Here is a 20,096-nt window from a genome sequence, read left to right on the forward strand (position 1 = left end):
GAAGCTTGCGCAATTCTCTGATCTCCACTCAGGAGATTCACATATGATGACGCGTCTTTTGCCAGTCTTCGGACTTCTTATTCTGACCGCCTGCTCAGGCAACGTTTCCGCCGATCATGGCCATGGCCCCAAGCCGCCTCCACTCAAACATGCTCGCTATGAGCCGGGCGCGGCCTATGGATCAGCCCGAGCGGTCTGGGCGCCCCCTGTCTATGATCGGCAAGGCCATATCGTAAAGGTGGAAGATCCTCGCAATTCTGGAGGCCGTGAAGACTACGAGCACGCGGCCTGGGCCGTCGGTGGCCCCAACAACAACTCCACGCACCCACCCGGAACTTTCTAAAAGAAAAGCGGCCCTATGGAGCCGCTTCCTGCTTCAGGACCGTTTAGGGAAGAGGGTATCGGCCTCTCTGATATAGGCCAGCATCCCGGCCTTCCTCCGCTGACGAAACTGCCAGTTCATCCACCCATTCTGCAGAATATAGAGCCCCAGAGCGAACCAGAACGGCATCATCTCGATCGCAGTTACAAGCGTCTGGTTCCGCCACGACCCGCTGAGGCCGACAATGATCCACGCAGCGAGAAGGCAAGCCCCGATGAGAGCTGCGGCCCAGGCGCGCTGATACGTCCTGGCCTGCTGGTTCTGGAGATAGATCTCTACCGCGGCCGGACTGACGTCATACACGTCAGCCGTCGCAACAATGTCAATGCGACCCGAATCATCAACGCGAAACCCGTCTTCCGCTTCAGGCTTTCTCCGGACAATGCCCCACAGTGTCCGAAGCAGACTGTAGCCATCCCGAATACTCGTGGCCCCGACTGCGACGGATGGAGAGCCTACAACAAACCGGGCTGCCCGGCCTGTCTTGGCCAAGACTCCCTTCTTTTCGTTCGCCCCACTCACTGGCTGACATCCATCAGGAACTTGTTCAGGTCTGGAGGCACGCCGTCGAGACGCCCCAGAGACCCATCATGATGCTTCCAGAAAAAGGTCGGTGTGCCCGTCAGCGATACCGCTTTAGCGGCTGCCATATTGGCATCAAGTCGAGACTGCGCTTCAGGAGACGGGTGATCCAGCACATTCGAGAGGCCGCCAGACGTCCAGGCCTGAACCATACTCGCATCCGTAGGCAGCGAGGTCATGGCCTTGGCGTAACGCGTACTTGCGCCGCCATCCTCATAGTCCAGGAGCGAAAGCGGCACGACCCTCAAACGTAGCTTCCCACTGTCAACGGCGGGCTGAAGGAGCTGCATGGCCCGGATCGAGAACGTGCAGCGCGGATCAATGAACATGATCACTTCCGCCGCACCCTTCTGGCCGATCACACCAGCATAGATCTGCTCGGACAACGAACCGGCCGGGGCCTTTCCGCCTTCCGGGACGTCGATCCGAACCGTGGGGACTGCCCCGGGGATATAGCGGATCTGCTGCCTTGTGACGTTTTTGCCTGCGGTATCCCATATTGTGCCCGCAATCGCGGCCTGACCGTCTGGCGTCGCATAGACAACCTGAAAACGGTCGCCATTGCGCACAAACATGCCTCTGGTGCCGCGCCAGACCTCAAGATCTATCGCCCGCTTGCCCATCAACTCATGAAGGCGGTCATAGGGGACGGGAATGAGTGTTCCGCCAATGATGAAGCTGTGATTTTCAGGCGTGAAGAATACCAGAAGCTGGTTATCGCCATGAGCAACACCTGTCTGGAGGCCGTGCTGTGGCTCTGCCCACAGGATCTCGCTGCCTGCCTGCACCAGCCGCTGGATCGCGTCAGTCGGCTGAGGCCCAAGCGGAGCAGTTTTTTGAGGTGCTGATGTTTGGGCAGGCGAAGAAGGAACAGCGCATTGGGTCTGCGCCATTGCCGGTGCTGCCAGGAACAGAGATCCGGCGAGATAAAGAGAGGTACGAGAACGCATAATGGGTCTCCTGAAGAATTAAGGAGACCCTATCGGGATGAGATGCGACTAAGAGCTGCTTTTTGGAGCGTCTGGAAGAGGGCCGTAGAGGGCGCGATACTGTTTGAGTGAAACCTCGGCCTTTTCCGCCCAAGCTTTCAACTCGTCGTAGTTAGCCTCCGACTTATCGCCGAAATCTTTCCACTGCTTGGTCAGAGAGAGTTGCCCTGCATAGTCGGAACGCACTTGAGACAGCTCTGTCTCAAGTGCTCGTTCTCTCAAGGAAGCCTGATGCAGCTTCTCCTGTAGGTTGGCTAACGTGCTGTTTAGGGCGTCTCTCTGAGCAAGAAGCTCATGGGTAAGCTGCTCGTAAGTTGGCCCTGGACGCCTACGCAGCCGCGAAGACCAGTTCTCTATAAACTGGTCCTGCTGAACCGAAGCGCGACCAAGCATATAGCCTGCTAACGCACCCATGCCCTCACTTTCAGCCATTACCTTCACCTTTAAGTAATGCGCTGCATGGTCGTATCGTTACCACCAGCGGGAGAATTACGTACCCCATTCACTAACTGTGCCGAGGGTCGTTGTCCATCGTTGGAACCTTTTTGCGGCGCAAGTGATCTTTGGATACCTTGTAAAGTGCCCGCCATACCAACGACGGCCGCGTCCCTAGAAAACTGATCCAGATCGACACGGTTCCCTTCATGGAAGCCGATCATGGCAGGAACACGCTCTGGCAGGATCGCAATCAGCCTGAAGCACATGAGAGCAAGCGTGATATGGACCGTGACGTACATGCCGAGCATGACGACGACACCAATAAGATTGGTCACGATCCAGCCATGTGACAGAACGAACCCTGCTGCCACACCGAATGTCTGGTGGATCAGCCAGGACATGGCGTCAAATACGAAGTAGCCGAGGAAAAGCCCGAACAGCATCAGGGTCGGTCGGAAAAGGACGTTGAAGATCAGCGCATATCCTGCTTTCGCGTGCCCATGCAGACCTTCGCCGGACATTGTCATGTGGGCCAGCATCCAGAGCGGAACAGCGATCACGCCTTCGCACACCAGAATGAGCCAGCCAGCAACGCCCGCCATCCACATCACCCAGGGGATCATCGGCAGCACGAACGCGAGTGTAAGGCCCGGAAGCAGAAGCGCCATTGCGCCTGTGAGGATTGGCGTGCTGAGGAACTGCACGACGACATGCCCCACACCAATGCCAGCAGCCCCCGCGAAATTGCCGGTTAGAGCTGCGCCAGCCGCTGTGACTGCCGATCCTGCGTCTGAACTAAGAAGTGCGGCGGACGCCATGACCAGAAGGGCTGTGGTGATCATCCAGTTCCCGAGGCCCATGAGGTTTCCGAACGGATCCGTCCAGTAACCTTCAGCGCCAGAGGGCTCGATGAAGGCCATGACCGTCTGAAGCGTGTAGTCACTCAGATGCAAAGACCGCGCGACCCGCGACAGGATGCCTGCGCCGTCGCCGGTTGGTGTGACACCAGTATATAGGTCGCTGCTGCCCCCTGGCGCATTCATGCCATCCTGCGTCGCGACCATGTTGGAGATGTTGGCCAAAAGCGCGCCCGTGGACTGCATCAGTGGCGCAATATCTCCATGCAGGTCTTCGCCCAGGCCCACATAGGTGGGTGCGCTGACACTCGGGGTCGATGCCATCAAAGACATGGTCTCGCCATTGAGACGAGCGAACTCAAGATAATAGGCCCCTGCTCCCGTCCAGCCGAGGCTATCAAGCCGGTTCTTGGTACTGGCAGCACTGCCGTTCGTACCACTGTCCCACGCCTGAAAGCTTGTGCTCCGCTGCATCACGGCGGCCTGAACCTGCTGGCGGATACTGGCAGCCTTGGCGGTCAGCTTGCTGGTGTAGTCATTGGTCGCCTGCGTCATAAGAGGCACGAGCGGTGCGAGGCTGGAGGACTTCTTGGTCTGCCAGAACTGCGTTGCAACCTGCTGGACCTGTGGCCGGATCTCCCCGACGAGAACGCTATCAAGGATCTGCTGCTGCATGGCAGCCGTATCCACAGTAATTCCCAGAACCTTGGTCGCGCTCCGAGGAGCCTGAATGGTCACAGAGCCACAAACTGGCTGACCGTCCCCAGTCGTCATCTGGTAAGGGTATGTGATGACGCCCACATCCGCCCCAGGAACAGCCCAGACGCGTTGACCCGATGGTGCCGGTACAAGGCTGGAATTGGACGAGGCAAGATTGACCAGATCCCGGCACATTTCGTTGCCGATCAAACCCGCCACAATGGTTTTCGTTCCCGGAACCATGGGCTGGGCGATGGTTTTTCCGTCCGGACCAATCGCCTGCACGGCGGAGGAATAGATCGTCTTCGCCATGCCGACACCCCAGAGCGAGCCCTGAACGAACGCGGCCTGACCGGCACTGAAACCGCCTGCAACCGGAAGCATCATGATGGCGCCGAAAGCCATACGCACGATACTCATGGACGTCTGATTGGATCCAAGCACCTTCGACGTCTCGGCCGAGCGGTGCATGTTCATCATCATGACGTAAGAGACAAAGGCCATGGCAAGCGCCATGACGAAGCCGGACAGATCGCCGAGCATAGTCCCGATGACCGTGGCCTCTGTGCCGGTGGACGTCGAGGACGATCCGAAGACCGGAAAGACCGACTTGATCATGGTCGCGGCCCAGTCGTCACCGGGGTCAAGCATGTTCCACGTCACGCCATAGGTGGAGTTTCCCGACGTCGAATTGCCTGTGACCGACTGTGCGTGAGCCATCCCTGTTGCGAGTAAGATGGGCAGGGCGCAGAGCGCCCCGCCTGTTCTTCTGAACCGTTTGAAGAAGGTCATCAGTTACATTCCCGGGCTTACGCTGGCGGATGCGGACGGAGACGGCCGGAAGACAGCGGCCACGGCCTCAACCGCCTTTTTCACCAGTTCACGCGCCTTCTCTGAGAGATCTTCGACCATGCTGGTCCCGGCTTCCTTTCCCGGCACCCCCTTGGCAAGTTCGCCAATCTTGCTGTCCAGGCCGTTGAAGCGCTGCTCGACCTGAGCCTCTGTCCCACGCTGCACCCCAATATCGGCGGCTTTCTCACGATGAGCACCATAGGCCGCGACGGCTTCACCCGCTTCCTTCAGTTGCGCTGAGAACGCCTGGTTGGTGCTCCGTTCGGCTTGAAATCGCGATTGCAGGCCTTCATGCCGACCTCCCGGCCGCATTTCGCTCAGCACACCATCCATGCCGTTTGGCTCGGATTTTGCGGCCTCCGCGATTTCCCGCATGACTGACGATGCCGGTGTATTCTGCACGGCCTCCAGAGCACTCTGGGCCTTCAGGCCCAGGGCCTCGGTCTGATCCAGATGATTGGCATCGGCCTGCTGGCCATGGGCTGCATTCATCGTCTGGGCCTTGGCCATCCAGTTAGACCCGGGCGTGACGGTCTGCTGCACGGCCTCAGGACGAATGGCCTGTGCGAGACGGGTAAACAGACCCGGGCCGCGCACCTGATAGACAACCTGCTCCTTCGCTTCGTCTTCCGGAGTTTTTGCTTCTTCCTTCTCCGGCCCAGGTCTGGCCTTCGCCTTCGAGCCAGCCTTTCCGTTGTCTGGCGTTTCAGGAGCTGCTTTCTCTTTCCCCTCAGTCCCGGGCGGCCGCCCGGGACGTTGGGCCTGTGGGTGATCTGCACCCGGATCGCCTCCGCCAGGAGAGGCGTGCATCCGTGGATCAGCCTTTTCTTCCGAGGGGTGAGTTGGGGTTTCACCCTCTTGCACGCGTGGATCCTCACCATCCTCTGGCTCAGGGGCGTCCGGAATATCATCGAAAGGTGGTGGCTCAGGGCTGCCATCAAACTCGGAAGCCGGTTCCACAGGCCTGACGTCCGCCTGTTCGTCCTGTGTAACGGCCTGCGCGTCAGGGTCGTGTGTCGAGAACCGTGCGGCAGTGGCAACCTGCTCCGACAGGGATTGAAGAACCTCGTCAATCTCAGGATTACCCTGCTGATCAGCCCCCATGGATGCGACGCGCTCCGACACAGAGCGCACCGTGTCCACCAGTCGCTGATCCATCAGATCGGGGGTCTGCCCCATAAAGCCCTTGAGGGTCTCGGACGTCAGGCCGGGCACGCTCATGGCGCGCTGTGTCATCTCTTCGCGCAGCCCATTTTCCTGCGGCAGGACAGGCCCAACCAGACGCTCGGCGTCCTGAAGCACATAGGCCACGTTGGTCCGAAACCGATCATTGGATGCAAGGTCCGGATCCTGATGCTTCTGGGCAAGCAAGGTAATCTGCCCAGCCAGTTGGGGCGCATCCTTCTCAAGTTGCGGTCGCACGCGCTCCAGGCTTTGGAAGACGTCGGCAAGGGCAGGGATCTGCGTATCATTCTGGGCCATGTCAGCCTCCGGGATTGACGTTTGGTGATGGGATGGGGGCAAGTCTCTTGGCCTCGCTTTCCTCCTCGTGCTGCGCCACCTGCGTTGCTGCGAGCGAAGACTGGAAAAGGCCGAGACGGTAAGTCTGCAAGGCGAGGTAGTTGGCCTGAGCCTGCTCGATCGCCAGCTCACGCATGACCGTTGCGGGCGGCATCTGCTGAAGGTTCTTGTTCCAGGTCACGCCTGAGACACGGCGGTTGACCTCAAGGCTCATCGACGTCAGCCACGAGGCCTGATCCGCGACGGTCATGCCCTCAGCCTGCATCTCGGTTTTCTGCACATCGGTCAGGTTGATCGACGGGATCTCCAGCGAGGTGATGAAATTCATCACGTAGCGCGAGAGCGACATGCGGGCGTTGTAGGCGCGACGACGCAACGCGGCCTCACGTCCGGACGTGGACGTAAGCTGCTCGCCGCGCAGTGCGGCAGGGGCTACAGGCTGTATGAGTGTGGTGCTGTAGTCGTTTGCGGCGTCCACACCGCCGTCAGCCGACAGGGTATCCTGTCCGAACAGGGAAATGGCCCGTTGGTCCGCATTGGGCAGACGGGAAAGAGCCGAGCACAGACCGGCTGTGACGTCCTCTTGCGAGCAATACCGCCGCCCGTGCAACGCCATACTCGATGCCACGCCCTGGCCCTTGCCATAGTAAGACGGCGTGCCGGCGTCGGCCTCTCCGCGACTGTCCGTAATCGTCGCAATCGCGCGGGTTGCCGTTCTGGCCGACTGAGACGCGCCCTGGGTGGCCTGCGCCCCGTCAATCCCCGTGCAGAACTCCGGGTTCATCATATGCTCGTCGCGGATCGTCGTATCCTGCTGGCGGCGAGCAAACTCCGCCATCGCTGTATTGGACGCATCCGCAATACGCTGCTCGGCGGCGACACCCGCCTTTTCGTAGTTACTGAGCTGAGTGAAACCCTTGTTCAGCATCGAGCTAACGGAGTTCGGGTTGCTCAGGCTCTCCATTGAGCTCGTAATCTGGGACGTCAGTGTCTTGGTCATGGAAGACAAAGCGTTGCCGGTAAATTTTTGCAGCCCGCTGATGGCCGCAACCACGGCGGCTTCACCGATGAACGCGTTCGCAGGCTTCGGCATCACAACAAGAACGGTCGTGCAGAGGAGCATCGTTGCGATTGTCGGATTGAGGCGGATCTTCATCAGAATACCCCATCCAGAGAGGTGCTGGTGTAGCCGGTCGGCAGACGTGGCTCCCCCCGGACATACCCGTTTGAATCGCCGTTCCCGAGGCTCCCGGCCGCAAGCTGCGGGCCGCTGCCACCAAAATTCAGGGAGGGGCACATGAGGCCGTTTCCGCCTGACAGGCCGAGACCGACATTCACACCGTTCAGGCTCAGGCCACATTGTTGCGCGGCCCCGACGGTATTGTCCCATTCGGTCTGGGCGGCCGAGCAGATTTCTCCTTCGACCTGCCCGACAACGTCATTGATCAGCGCTGCCGGGTTCGCAATGTTCGTTAGGAGATTGAGGCCCGTCCCATTGAAAAACTTGTCCAGGCAGGAGAGGCCACTGACACTTTCGGGTTGCTTCTCATAAGCATTGTTAGCCTTGATGCGCCCGTTTACGGCGTCCGCTGCCGCCTGCGTGAGGGTTGCGCAGGCCTGACTGCCCTGTGATGCGGCAGATGCGCTCAAAGGGACCGACAAAACAGCGGCTACGAAAAGAAAGGATGTCCGTTTCATGCGGCCACCCTTTCTGCTTCTGGATCGAGAAGGTCGCGCAGAAGCGCGAGACGATCGTCAGAGAAGACGCGCGCGGACAGCTCTGCCCGCTTCTGGTTGTCCGTCCATGCGACCAGTTCAGCACGGCTGGCGACCGCAGATGCTACAAGATCCTCTCCGCCGCTGACGGTCGAGACCACTTCGGCAACAAAGGTCCGTCGCTCCTCGTTCGGTAAAGACACAAGAAGGTCGGCCAGAGAGGCGATGATCGCCCCGTCCGTGCCGGAAGTGTGTCCATTCCGGACACGGAAATGCTCAAGCAGATTGTGCCGTGCAAGAGCAAGGTTAGGGGCCAGAGAACTCTGCGGGGTGTCCCTGTGCGGTGTTGGATCGTCTGGTGACATGCCTCTCTCCTGGGTAAGTCCCAGCAGAAAAGCAGCTCGATCTGCGACTAACGCTTATTTCTTCAAAATAGTGACGTGTGCGCGCCCGACCTCGATACGCTCGCCAAGCGGGCCGACCGTGGTGGCCAGAACCTTGTTCCATTCCCGACCGCCCTGCCAGTCCACGGCCTCGCCTGGATCAACGCCCGCACCGTAAGTGACACGGACACCTGATGGAACGATCTGCCTCACAGCGAACGACAACGGCACCTGATGGCCATAGCCGGACGTCATGCGGAAGTGATGAACCACCTTCGGCGGCTCGGCCTGCACGGATGGCTCTGCGGGAGGTGCCAGAGAGACTGGTCCCGAAGGGGCTGGTGAAGGAAGGGGCGGGGGCGCATGGCTGATCTCGAAGGCCGCTTCCGTCAGTATTGCTTTGGGCATTGCTGGAGCTGGCTGCACATGGGCGGGAGGCAACATTACAAACACTCGGTTTCTCCTGAAATAACTTAATATTCTAAATCGCAGATCGACATGCGACTGAGGAGAGATGTTAAATTCGAACTCAGTTGTCAGGGGCGCTCTCGTAGGTATTTTGCAGTATCCGGACCCGAAGTCCGGTGCGTAAGCCTGCCGAGAGAGAGAACTAGCCATGAACAAGAAAACAGAGACGCAGGCAAATGATGCTTCTGTTGAAGGATATCTGACTGAGTTAGGCGATAGAGTACGCGAAGTTCGGGAGAAACGGGAACTGAATGTGGTACGAGTCTGCTTTATGAGTGGGCTGTCAGTAAATACAGTTCAGAACATGGAGAAAGGTAAGGCGCCCGCCTACAACTCTCTATGGAAACTAATTCAAGGTCTTGAAGAAGTTCCTGAAAACGTATTACCTCCCGACAGACATGAAATATTACCGTTGGAAGGCCAAGCCTCAGATGAGGAGCTACAGGTCTGCCTTTCGCTCAGTAAGATATTCGAAAAGAACAGAGCTTCATTGCTTGAAATCCTTTCAGAAGTGGAGAGGATAAAGACAGACCAAACTCTTAATGAGGGCAAAAAAGTCCCGCCCGACAAGAGACAGCCAGTTCTCGTAGAGCTTGGCGAACGAATACGCGACATTCGCCTGGCCAGAGGACTGAGCGGTGCTGACTTGGCTGCTGCCAGCGGACTTCATGCGCCAGCAATCCATCTTATTGAGATAGGAATGCGAAACCCCAATCTCGATACCCTCTTAAAGATTGCGGCGGCTCTACGTGTACCGACAGCGTTGCTATTCGCAGGCTTTCCGAAGGTAGACGCCACTTTTGCTCTCTTTCGTGTTCGGGGCCTTTACAGCGGAATCCTATCCACATCCGAACAGGCAAGGATATTGTTCGATAAGCTGGACGTTCTGCAGCGCGTCACGAAAGATGTTATAAACTGACGAGACGATAAGGTTATCGTTTGCTGCGGTTTTTTCTTGCATTACAGGTCTCATCGCTAGATAAGCGTATCGTTCATAACGATAACGGTGCGTCTAGCGATGTCTGTAGCTCTCCATCCGTCATTTGCCCTGTCCACCCAGGCCTATCTGGCTTCGGGGATGCAGCTTCCGAGTAAGAACCGAGACACCTCTCCTTCGTCTGGCCTCTCGCCGTTCGGCCCAGCCGGGCAGGTACGATCCCTTTTGAAAAAGATGGTCGTTCATGGGGTGAACGTCGCACACATCGCGGCCGCGCTTTTCATAAGCCGCCTGGAAATCGAGGCCATTGCGCGAGAGGAAGGACTTCCTCTCAAGCGCACCCCGCTCAGAAATGGGCCTCGGGCATGGTCTCTTCTCGACATCAGCCGCCTCAGCCGCGCATGGGCCAAGGGCGAAGACCTTTCCGCCATAGCAAAGCGCCTCGACCGCACAGTCATGGCGGTTCGCAAAAAGCGCGCTGCCCTCGGCTTGCCCGCGCGGGAACGCTATGCCGAGGTGGTCTGGACGGACGCCGACGTTGCCACTCTTCTGGCTCACCGTGAGCGTCGCATCGGGCTCCAGCGCATTGCCAAACAGATGGGCCGCAGTGTCCGCAGCCTGCAACGAAAGCTCGTCAGCCTCCGCCCAGGTGCTGACTCTTGCGCCATTCCGGCCGACCCATCCGTCGTCCTGACCTGGGAACAGGCGTCACGCCTGACGCCAGAAGAGCGTCGGGGCCGCAGATGGCAGGTCCGGAACTCACCAACCGGGCTGGTCATCGGCTTCAGCCGGAATGCCTGCACCACGCGCTGGTCCGTGGAAATGCAGCACGAGCTGGCCATGCGGCATTTTGCCCACCAGTCTCCTGACGCAGTGGCCGAGGACTTTCTCCTGACCGATCGCACCATCGTCAGTCAGTCCGGATGGCTCCATCTGCCGCGCCGCTCCAAGAAAGACATGCGCAACACGTTCGATCCGGACCTGTATGAGGTCTATCTGAAGAAGATGGATTACGTGCGCCGCGAATGCCTCGGTAAGGCCGGGTTCTATTTCTGGACCACCCGCCGTAACGGCCGCCGTATCAGCCGCTTGCACCAGCAGACCGCCGTCATGCGCTCGGGCGATTAATCCGCAAATTTCTCCATTTTATCAGCTTCAGTCGCAGATCAACGGGTCACGGTGACGATGACACAGTCATCATGAGGTTTGAAATGCCATCCGCAGCCCCGCTGTCGTTCCACGGAGACATCGCGCCATGAGCCGCTCCTCGGGATCCCTGAGCCGACGCCTGACCGATCCTGATTTTCAGGGAAAGATCGTTGAGCGTTCCTTGCAGACGTCCATCGCCCTCGCGGCTGTCGTGGTCGTTCTGGCCGTTCTTCTGGCCCGCGCCTGGTCGTATCATCCACTCCCGAAGTATTTCTTCGTGGATGGGATCAACGCCCCTCGCCCGGCTATCGCGCTAAATAGCCCGATCCTCAGTCAGGAAGATTTCCTGTCGTGGGTCATCAAGTGGTCGCTCAAGCCCTACAACATCAATTACCGGGATTATCCGTCGCAGCTTAACGCAGCCGGATCGCATTTCACCATCAATGGCTGGAATACGTTCGCGCAGTCCTTCGTCCAGGACGGCAATCTGGCGAAAATGAAAGAGGCCAAGCTGCTCTGCTACGCGCAGCCGACGCGTGCCGCCACCATTCGCCAGCAAAACATGGTCAACGGTCATCACCATTACGTCGTGCAGTTCCCGTTCGTTCAGACCTGCGAGAACGTCAATGTGGAAAGCTCCCAGACCCTGATTGCAACCGTGCATGTCGAGCGTGTCGATGACGCTGATCACCCTGACGGCATTGCCATCACCCAGCTTGTGGCCAGCCCGCAGTGAGGATCCGTGCCATGAAAACCCGTTCCTTTTCGTTAGCCCTTCTTGGCCTCATGGGCTTCATGCCCTTCACCGCGCTGGCACAGTCGGCCGCCCCTGGTCCGGAGACCCCACCAGCGTCTCCCCCTCTCTCTGCCGAGCAACAGGATCAGCAGGCCGCCGAAGATGAAGCCATCCCCCTGACGCCGGAGATGATCCGTCGCCTCGGCAACCGTCTCAAGGAGAACCAGAAAGCGCGTGAGGATGTCGCTACGGAAGTCGCGGCTCCGACAAGCCGCCCGGCCATTCGCGTGTCTTTCGCACCCGGCCAGCAGACATCGCTGATTTTCACGACCAAGGGCTATCCCACGGCCGTCTCTTTCGTGGATCGCTCCGGAGCACCCTGGCCGATTGCGTGGAACACGACCAGCACGTCCGCCAATCCGGATGGTCTGAAGAACTGCTCGTCTGACGGGGGCAAAGGGGGTTCCCCTGCCGTGCAGACCACGGGTTTTTACACCTGCGTTCCTTATGCTGGCAGCAACACCATCAACATCGAGCCACTGTCGCTGTCTCCGCGTGGTGGCCTGCTCGTCACGCTCAAAGGCGCCATCAAGCCGATCTCGTTCCTGCTTTTGGCCGGTCGGGGTACCTATGACGACAACCTGACAGTGCGCGTGAACGAAGACGGCCCTAACGCCAAACAGGAAATGGGACCGGAAGCCGCCCCTGGCACGGCAGAGCCCTTCATGAACGCCATGCTGTCGGGGATCGCTCCGGCCTCTGCCGTTCCCCAGAGCGTCGAAGGTCTCTCCCCAGATGACGTGCGGGCGTGGCGGATGGGCAATGAACTCTACATCCGCACGCGGCTGGCGCTCATGACGCCTGCCTGGGACAGTTCTGAGCGCGGTGAAGACGGCTACACCCTCTATGCCTTCCGCCAGACCCCCTACATTCTCCTGTCGGATTCCGGTCGGACCGTGTCCGCGTCTCTCAAGGACATGACGCCATGATGCCGAAGCTTCCTAAATTCAAATCCGTCCTGTCGAGCGCGACACGCGGCGGAAACCGCCGCCTGGTCCTGCTCGGCGCCTCGGCCGTCTCCGTGATCGCTCTGGTGCTTGTCGTCTCACATCATGAGACCAAGCAGATGCCCAAGTCAGACCCGGGTCAGATCGCAGAGATGAACGCTCTGCCCGCTGGAACCAACACCAATCCGGAACAGGATCGTCTGCGTCATCTGCAGAACATCGAAACCGCGCAGAAGTCCGAAGGCGCTGGCCAGTCCTACACGCCGGATCTGGCACCGGCCGTTGCGCGTGCCGACAAGGGCGAAAAGAAAGATGCCGTCCTGTCCTATGACGGCGCGCATGGTCAGCCGCAGGAAGTCGGGTACAACGAGCCGATTACCCCTCCTGCACCGCCGCCAACGCCGCCGCATATCGAAAATGCACCGCAGGCACCGCTTGTGCAGACCGATCCGGCCTATTCCTCTTCTGGTAATGGCGAAACCTCTCAGGCCGAGCAGCAGGAGCGTGAAAAGCGCCGCGCCCGCTATGTCGCCGAAATCGCGCGCATCGAAAGCGGACTTCAGACCCGGCCCCCTGTCTCGGATCTTCAGGAAGCCGTGTTTAAGCCAGAGCAGGACGGCCAGCCTCAGGCCGAGAAGACAATGGCCACGCGTGGGGCAACGGGCGCATCCGCAGCGGCCACGGCCTCACACGATACGGCAGCTCCGCCAGCTCTGATTCCTGCCGGTCGCGGGATCTATGCCCATACCGTCACTGCGACGGACAGCGACCTGTCCGGTCAGATCGTACTTGAGGCCGATAGCGGTCCCATCGCCGGCGACCGCATGATTGCGACTGTCGCAAGGGCACCCGGAAACGAGCAGCTCCTGGTCGTGCAGGTCAACAAGATCATTCATCAGGGCCGCAATCTGGCAACGAACGGTGTGGTGATGGCTCCCGACACCATGAAGCAGGGTGTCGCCTCCAGCGTCGATCCCCTGATTTTCCAGCGGTTCGTCATGCCAGCAGCGGCTGCATTCGTGCAGGGCCTCGGCCAGGCCATCGAGACGACATCGAACGTTTCCGGCAGCTACAGCGCTCTGGGTGGCATGAACTATATCCAGCGTCTGAACATGGGCCAGCAGCTCGGCGTCGCCGCAGGAAGTGCCGCCTCGGCCGTCAACAGCGCCCTCACACAGGACACGCCAACCCGCTCGCGGATCATTCTGGCCGCCAATGTGAATGTCGGCGTCATGTTCATGGATCCCGTTGTCGATAAGCCCTGAATTTCCGCACTCAGTCGCAGATCGTTCCCCGATCCTTCTGGCAGTCTCAGCCAGAAGGATCTTTTTTATGAGTTCCACAGTTCATCACCTGAACACCGAAACCACGCCGCGTCGGATGGAGCCCGCGTCGGCCGCTCCCCCGCTGCCTTCTCAGCACGACACCGTGGCGGACGATCTGGACGGTCACGAAGCCGACCCAACGGCCCACGCTGACAGTCACACGGTCGAACCGGCATCATCCGGCTCCCCTTCTTTTCTCACGCCCCTGATCTCGCGCTACGAGGCACTGACACCCCGCCAGAAGCTCTACGGCGGTTCGGGTCTCGGGATCTGCGGCGTCCTGCTCGTGGGGATTCTGGCGGCCAGCGGGCACCACCAACACCCTGTCTCTGCGCCTGGTCAGGAGGTCGGCATGGATCAGTCGGCACCGCCCGTGGCTCAGGCCCCCGAACCAGCTCCGGTGGCGGCCCCTCCTGCAACCGCCGATCTTGCGGAAATGCAGACCCTCGGCCACCCGAAAGCTGCGGCGAACCCGCCCGCCTCTGCGACCGCCCCGAAAGCGCCGCCTGCGGCCGCCGTTGCCACGCCGTCAGCCGCATCGCAGTCTGCGCCAGCCCAGACTGACGCCCCCCGGACTGACGCCCCGGTCGTTGCTCCGCCCCCACCTCCTGCCGATCCGGTCAAGACAGCGCAGACCCTCCAGGCCGCGCCCATGGCGACCCAGCAGCAGATCGACGTGCTTCAGCTCGTCACCGAAGAGGCCCGCGTCATCGAACGTGAGCGGGGCGAGGTCGAGAGCCTGCGGCAATCTCTGGCAGGGCGCAGCAAAGCTGAGGAAGACCGCCTGAACGATCTGACACGCCGGATTTCCCTGATTGAAGCCAATCACGCCGTCACGGGTGCTGAAAACTCCGGAGCGGATGAGGCCGCCCAGGCCCACGCCGCAGCCGAAAAGGCGCGTGCGGCCCTGAGTGCTGCCATGAACAGGCCTGCGGCTGCGGCCCCGACGTCTTCGAACGCTCCACCCGCTCCGGCCGCCGTGGCCGGCCCGGCTCCAAAGCCTGCCTGGATTCATCACTACCGGATCGTTGCGGCCTCCCCGCAGCTCGCCATGATCGAAGACAGCGCGGCCCCAAGCGGACAGGCCCGTCAGTTCGAGGTTGGTGTTGGCACGGTCATTCCCGGCTACGGCGCAGTCCTGACCATCAGCCAGCAGGGCGCCACCTGGGTTCTGCATACGGCTCATGGCGACCTGAACTGAGGAGGCCAGCATGGAAGGCCTTGTCAATCTCGTCCATGAAATCGCCGTTGCCATGGGCTGGCTTCTGCCCACGGCCTGCTATGCTGCGGCCGTGAGCTGCCTGATCTTCAGTCTGGTCGGGATCTATCAGTATTACCACCCGACCATCCAGGCGCTGCAGGACAAGCCGTGGCTGCCCTATCTGTCGCTCGTCCTGTGCGGTGTCTTCGCCTCGTTCAACGTCATCCTTACCAAAAGCACGGCCTCGGCCGGAACCGACGTGCAGGTCACTCTGGGCGACGCGGCGACCAGTTACAGTACGGCGGACAGTCTGATCACCGGTACCGGCCCCAAAGACGCGATCCTCGCGATCGTTAAGGACTTTGCCCTGTTCTTTCAGATGTTCGGGGCCTGGACGTGCTTCTTCGCCGTCCTGACCTGGTTTGCCATCCAGAGAGGACGCTCAAACCGCGAGCGCCTTGGCTGCGGCATCCAATACGTCTTTGGCGTCATGCTCCTCAATCCCGTCAAGGACGCCACCTGGATCCTCTCTTTCTGGCCCTGAAACGGGCTGACGAAAAAAAAGACCCCTCGCCCGCCTCAGTCGCAGATCACGCGGTCAGATTGGTTGGCAGAGGGGATTGTCCCTCACAACGGAGAAACAACTCATGACATCCCAGACAGCCCCGTCTTCTTCCCGCGCGCTCACCAAGATCGGCGCAACCGTCGCGACAGCAACCATGCTGCCGATGGTGATGGCTGGCACCGCCCTTGCTGCCGCAGGGGGTACGGCCTCCAGCAACGGTCTTGGCCATCAGATCCAGAACATGGCGCAGGAAGGTACGGACACCATCGGTGTCGGTTCTGCCGCAGCCCTCTACGCATTGGCCATTGTCGCGCTCGTGACGGGTATCGTGCTGTTCTACAAGTCCCAGAAGGAAGAGACCAAGCGCCCGGGCATGGCGATTGCCGGCGTCGTCTGCTTCGTTCTGGCCGGTGTGGCGGCTACAGGCCCGAAGTGGATCAACAACTCTGCGAACACGGCCTCCAACGGGAATGCTGAAATCAGCAATACCGCCAAGAGCTACCAGTTCCAGTAAGCTGACATGACCTCCGATCCGTTCTTCCTCCAGCCTGGTCTCGACCAGGAGATCCGGCCCGGGAAAGACGGGTCGGATGGCTCGTTCACCTGCTCGTGCTGCGGTCTGCCGTCGCCCGGTGCAGGTCTTCCCTGGACTGGTTCCTCCTCAGGGGCCGGTCTCAGGGTCTGCCAGGTGTGCAACCTCCTGCAGGACACATCGCGTGCGGCCATCGACGCCGAGGCCATGCTGGTCTGGTGGCCGGAAATGTCCCAGTCGCGCCTGATGTTTCTTGCTCGCACCGCCCACCAGACGCTCCGCCTGATGGCCAGACAGCAGGGTCAGTCTGACATCCAGTTCTGGGACACCCTCCTGAAGGCCATTCCGGACCCTCTGCTTGGCACGCAGTTTTCCCCCTCTTTCCGGACGCCCATGACGCTGCTGCGTCTGCTGGAATCCCGACGTGCGGAAGCCGAGCATCGCCTGCAATCCGGCTCCATCCGTCAGATCACAACGGCCATGCGCCTGTGTGGCAGCGCCGATGAGGCCGTCCAACGCAATCTCGCTCTCCTCCGCGCAGGCCTGCGCATTCTGCCGACCGGCAGGCTGCTTGACGCTGGCGCTGACGTTTATCCCGCCTTCCTCGACAAGGCCCTTGCCCTCATCCCATCCTGACGCGGAGTTTCCAATGTCTGGCTTTTTGACCGAACTGCTTGCCAGCGCGAGCCTCTTCCTTCGTCAGCCCCTCGAATCCTTTTGCGACGTCGAGACCAATCATACGGACGCCGTCCATCAGGACCGGCTCGTGACACTCCGGGGCGAGTATGTCTCGGTTCTGCGCGTGAATGGTCTGCGCACCATGTGCTCGCGTGCAGACGTGGAGGCCGTCGCCGAACAGCAGCGCATCGAACTTCAGGGCCTGCTCGAAGGCACCGGTCATGTGATCGAAGGCTGGTATATCTCCGACCCGGATCAGGCCCGCGTCGCCGTGGATCTGCTGGCGCTCAATGGATGCGAGCAGATTTCACGCATGATGAACGCTGACTTCCACGACATCATCAATGAGCGCCGCCTGCGATGGCCTCAGGTGATGCGGTGGGAGGATGCCTGCTACATCCTGTGGACCCGACCGGCCGTTCTGACCCGCGAAGAAAAGAAGCAGGTGGCGGCCGAACGAAAAGAGCAGGTCAAGGCGTGGCCAAAAGCGGGGAGCGGTCAGCGCTTTACCCTGCGCTCCGAACTCATGGCAGGCCGACATGATGCGTTTGTGGCGCGTGTGCAGGACAGCATGTCCAATCTCGGCATCTCCACAACGCTGCTACGGGCCGATGAGTCCATCACCCTGGCGCGTGAAACGCTCTACCGAGAGACGGCCGGAAGCGGCTGGAAGCCCACGCTGGTGGGCGATCCTGTCATGCCGCGTCTTCCGGATGACGAAAAACAGAGCAAAAAGACCGAAAACCTGCTCTGGCCCTCCCTGCGCGATCAGATTTTCAACGCGGATGCCGAAAATCAGGGCGGCCAGCTCGTGACGGTCGGTGACTACACCTATGCCCCCGTGGACATGCTTCTCGGCCCCGAGGATCCGCGCCCGTTCTCGGAACTGCTCAACACTCTGGGCCGCAAGCGTCTGCCCTGGCGCAGTTCCATGATCCTCGAAGGCGGTGGCAAGGCTGCGTTCGCCATCAAGGAAACAGGGGCCACCATGCTCGGCATGTTTCCCGGGAACAAAGACATCACGCGGGCTTTTCAGGCCATCAAGCGGATGCGCGAGACGGAAAACCATAATTCCGTCCGGATGCGGATGACCGCCAGCACCTGGGCACCGGTCGGCGAAGACAAGCTACTGCGTCGCCGTGCGGCCGATTTATCTCAGGGCCTCGAAAGCTGGGGCGGCTGCAAGACCACCCGTGTGCCGGGTGATCCGCTTGAGGCCGCCATGGGGTCGGTGCCGGTGCTTTCTCTGGGTTCCACGGCCACCCCGGCTCTTGCGCCTCTGGGGGATGCCATGGGCATGATGCCGTGGATGCGAAGCGCCTCCCCCTTCCCGCAAGGGTCCATCCTCTTTCGTAAGCCCGATGGTGGGATCTGGCCGTTCGATCCGACTGGCGGCGGTGTCCGTGAGCATATCGCGGATATCATCGTCGCCCCTCCAGGCAGCGGTAAGACGGTGCTTGGAAATACCATTCTTCTCGGCCTGCTCCTGAGTTCTGCGGCCATGGGCAATAATGGCGTCAAGCTGCCGCTGCTGGCGAAGCTGGACATCGGCCATGCGTCTCTCGGCTTTATCGAAATGGTCCGCAACGCGCTCGGGCCGGATCGTGCCCATGAGGCCATCTTCGTGGAAATGCAGATGGCACCCGGCTTTGAGGTCAATATCTTCGACCTTCAGGTGGGCCTGGAGTATCCGCTGCCGCTTGAAGAGGTCGCCATCGACAATTTTGTGTCCCTGCTGGCCACACCCCTTGATGGTCAGCCTTTCGAAGGGATGGACCAGCTCGTCGGCGACGTGATTGCGGAGGCCTATCGTCAGTGCACGGGTGTTGCAGGCGGCAATCCGAAGCACTACCGCGAAGGCATCGAGCCTCTGGTGGATGAGGCTATCCACCGCCTCGGCCTCCAGCTCCCGCACCACGCTGCGGCCGAAGGCGATCTCGACAGCGCGGATCCGACCTGGTGGCGTGACGTTGTGACGGCCCTGATCGCTGCGGGCGAGCATCGTCTGGCGGGGATTGCCCAACGTCATGCCGTTCCGGTTCTTCAGGATCTGATTGCAGCGGCCCGCGCGCCGGAAATCTTCAATCGCTATTCCAAGATCGTCCTGCCTACGCACGAGACGCTCATTGATGCGTTCGAACGCTACATCATGGCGGCGATCAAGAAATATCCGACGCTCTCCGAGCCGACCCAGCTGGATTTAGGCGACGCCCGGATCATCGTGCTGGATCTGGCCCGTGTCGCGCCTCAGGGGTCAGAGAGCGCAAACCGGCAGACGGCCCTGATGTACATGCTCGGCCGTTACCTGATCGGCCGGAACTTCTTCCTGCACCCGGAATATGCAGATCTGCCGGTCATGCCGGACAACGTGCGGGAGTATCATCGCAGCCGTTTCACCGAGATGAAGGAGACGATCAAGCGCCTCGATTTCGAAGAATGGCATCGTCCCAAGGAGGCCCCGCAGGTCGATAAGCAGGCGATCCGCGACGTTCGTGAAGGCCGTAAGCACAATGTGCAGCTTTCGTTCATCAGCCAGCGCAGCGGTGACTTCAGCGCCGATCTCGTAGGGCAGTCCACGGCCCGCTGGATCCTGAAATGCGGAGACGAGCGCGAGGCCAACGAGATGATCGAGAACTTCAAGCTGACGCCTGCCAGCGCCTATGTGGTGCGCAACCGCCTGCCCGGTCCAGGCCGCAACGGTGCGCCGTTCTTCGTGGTGATGAACGCGGCCGAGGGTAAATATGAGCAGCTTCTGGTCAACGTGCTCGGCCCCATTGAACTTTGGGCCTTCTCCAGCACGCCGAACGATACCGCTCTGCGGTCTCGCCTCTTTGCCCGGATGCCCTCAAGCCGCGCCTTGCGGTGCCTTGCCATCGTGTTTCCAGGCGGGAGTGCGGAAAAGGAACTGGCACGCCGCAAGGCCCTGGCGATGAAAAGCTCGTTTCTTCAGGACGAACAGGCTCAGCAGGGTGTCATGGACGCTCTGGTGGATGAGATCCTGTCAGGACAGGGCATTGCAGGCGGCCTGTACGAGCGCCTTGAGGCCATGGATGAGCAGCAGCGGGCCGCTGCGTAAGAC

20 protein-coding genes are annotated in these 20,096 nt (G+C 60.4%); 11 read left to right on the plus strand and 9 right to left on the minus strand.

The features are described from left to right. The first annotated feature begins 43 nt into the window (after positions 1-43). Positions 44-343 carry a hypothetical protein gene (locus tag HKD32_RS13080; protein WP_194258193.1) on the plus strand — a complete coding sequence of 100 codons (300 nt, stop codon included), beginning with the start codon at positions 44-46 and terminating at the stop codon, positions 341-343. A gap of 33 nt (positions 344-376) precedes the next feature. Here HKD32_RS13080 and HKD32_RS13085 read toward each other — a convergent pair whose 3' ends face one another. The 9 genes from HKD32_RS13085 to HKD32_RS15280 are packed head-to-tail and all read right to left on the minus strand — an operon-like array spanning position 377 to position 8,872. After that, positions 377-874 (minus strand): hypothetical protein, encoded by a 498-nt coding sequence (locus HKD32_RS13085; RefSeq protein WP_228119031.1) that lies wholly within the window; start codon positions 872-874, stop codon positions 377-379. A gap of 26 nt (positions 875-900) precedes the next feature. Next, positions 901-1,914 (minus strand): thiol:disulfide interchange protein, encoded by a 1,014-nt coding sequence (locus HKD32_RS13090; RefSeq protein ID WP_194258195.1) that lies wholly within the window; start codon positions 1,912-1,914, stop codon positions 901-903. Positions 1,915-1,962: 48 nt separating this feature from the next. Further along, positions 1,963-2,385, minus strand: coding sequence for a hypothetical protein (locus HKD32_RS13095; RefSeq protein ID WP_194258196.1), 423 nt, complete (start codon positions 2,383-2,385; stop codon positions 1,963-1,965). A gap of 11 nt (positions 2,386-2,396) precedes the next feature. Continuing rightward, positions 2,397-4,739, minus strand: coding sequence for a DotA/TraY family protein (locus HKD32_RS13100; protein ID WP_228119032.1), 2,343 nt, complete (start codon positions 4,737-4,739; stop codon positions 2,397-2,399). A 3-nt stretch (positions 4,740-4,742) separates the two neighbouring features. Further along, entirely contained in the window at positions 4,743-6,281 is a 1,539-nt protein-coding gene (locus tag HKD32_RS13105) for a hypothetical protein (protein ID WP_194258197.1), read from the minus strand. 1 nt (position 6,282) lies between these two features. Further along, complete coding sequence (locus HKD32_RS13110; protein WP_194258198.1) at positions 6,283-7,476, minus strand: hypothetical protein; 1,194 nt, start codon at positions 7,474-7,476, stop codon at positions 6,283-6,285. Next, positions 7,476-8,018, minus strand: a complete 543-nt coding sequence (locus tag HKD32_RS13115; protein ID WP_194258199.1) for a hypothetical protein — start codon at positions 8,016-8,018, stop codon at positions 7,476-7,478. Before HKD32_RS13115 ends, HKD32_RS13110 begins: the two co-directional genes overlap by 1 nt. Next, positions 8,015-8,401 (minus strand): hypothetical protein, encoded by a 387-nt coding sequence (locus HKD32_RS13120; RefSeq protein ID WP_194258200.1) that lies wholly within the window; start codon positions 8,399-8,401, stop codon positions 8,015-8,017. The genes HKD32_RS13115 and HKD32_RS13120 overlap by 4 nt, the downstream gene beginning before the upstream one ends. A 54-nt stretch (positions 8,402-8,455) precedes the next feature. After that, complete coding sequence (locus HKD32_RS15280; RefSeq protein WP_228119033.1) at positions 8,456-8,872, minus strand: hypothetical protein; 417 nt, start codon at positions 8,870-8,872, stop codon at positions 8,456-8,458. Between the two features lie 163 nt (positions 8,873-9,035). Between HKD32_RS15280 and HKD32_RS13130 the strand changes: the two genes are divergently transcribed. The 10 genes from HKD32_RS13130 (at position 9,036) to HKD32_RS13175 (ending at position 20,093) form a co-directional block, all read left to right on the plus strand. After that, positions 9,036-9,806, plus strand: a complete 771-nt coding sequence (locus HKD32_RS13130; protein WP_194258201.1) for a helix-turn-helix domain-containing protein — start codon at positions 9,036-9,038, stop codon at positions 9,804-9,806. Positions 9,807-9,905: 99 nt separating this feature from the next. Then, positions 9,906-10,952, plus strand: a complete 1,047-nt coding sequence (locus HKD32_RS13135) for a hypothetical protein (RefSeq protein WP_228119034.1) — start codon at positions 9,906-9,908, stop codon at positions 10,950-10,952. Between the two features lie 127 nt (positions 10,953-11,079). Continuing rightward, positions 11,080-11,709 (plus strand): DotI/IcmL/TraM family protein, encoded by a 630-nt coding sequence (locus HKD32_RS13140; protein ID WP_194258202.1) that lies wholly within the window; start codon positions 11,080-11,082, stop codon positions 11,707-11,709. A gap of 11 nt (positions 11,710-11,720) precedes the next feature. Continuing rightward, positions 11,721-12,698, plus strand: a complete 978-nt coding sequence (locus HKD32_RS13145; RefSeq protein ID WP_061500999.1) for a DotH/IcmK family type IV secretion protein — start codon at positions 11,721-11,723, stop codon at positions 12,696-12,698. Then, positions 12,695-13,981, plus strand: a complete 1,287-nt coding sequence (locus HKD32_RS13150) for a DotG/IcmE/VirB10 family protein (protein ID WP_194258203.1) — start codon at positions 12,695-12,697, stop codon at positions 13,979-13,981. Before HKD32_RS13145 ends, HKD32_RS13150 begins: the two co-directional genes overlap by 4 nt. A 67-nt stretch (positions 13,982-14,048) precedes the next feature. Further along, complete coding sequence (locus HKD32_RS13155; protein WP_194258204.1) at positions 14,049-15,242, plus strand: hypothetical protein; 1,194 nt, start codon at positions 14,049-14,051, stop codon at positions 15,240-15,242. 10 nt (positions 15,243-15,252) lie between these two features. Then, positions 15,253-15,786 carry a hypothetical protein gene (locus tag HKD32_RS13160; protein ID WP_015074964.1) on the plus strand — a complete coding sequence of 178 codons (534 nt, stop codon included), beginning with the start codon at positions 15,253-15,255 and terminating at the stop codon, positions 15,784-15,786. Between the two features lie 103 nt (positions 15,787-15,889). Continuing rightward, positions 15,890-16,321, plus strand: coding sequence for a hypothetical protein (locus HKD32_RS13165; RefSeq protein WP_015074963.1), 432 nt, complete (start codon positions 15,890-15,892; stop codon positions 16,319-16,321). 6 nt (positions 16,322-16,327) lie between these two features. After that, positions 16,328-16,975 carry a hypothetical protein gene (locus HKD32_RS13170; RefSeq protein WP_194258205.1) on the plus strand — a complete coding sequence of 216 codons (648 nt, stop codon included), beginning with the start codon at positions 16,328-16,330 and terminating at the stop codon, positions 16,973-16,975. A 13-nt stretch (positions 16,976-16,988) separates the two neighbouring features. Beyond that, on the plus strand, positions 16,989-20,093 hold the full coding sequence (locus HKD32_RS13175) for an ATP-binding protein (RefSeq protein ID WP_194258206.1): 3,105 nt from the start codon (positions 16,989-16,991) through the stop codon (positions 20,091-20,093). Positions 20,094-20,096: the final 3 nt, after the last annotated feature.

The organism is Gluconobacter japonicus, assembly GCF_015244665.1.
In the GTDB taxonomy this organism is placed as follows: Bacteria; Pseudomonadota; Alphaproteobacteria; order Acetobacterales; family Acetobacteraceae; genus Gluconobacter; species Gluconobacter japonicus.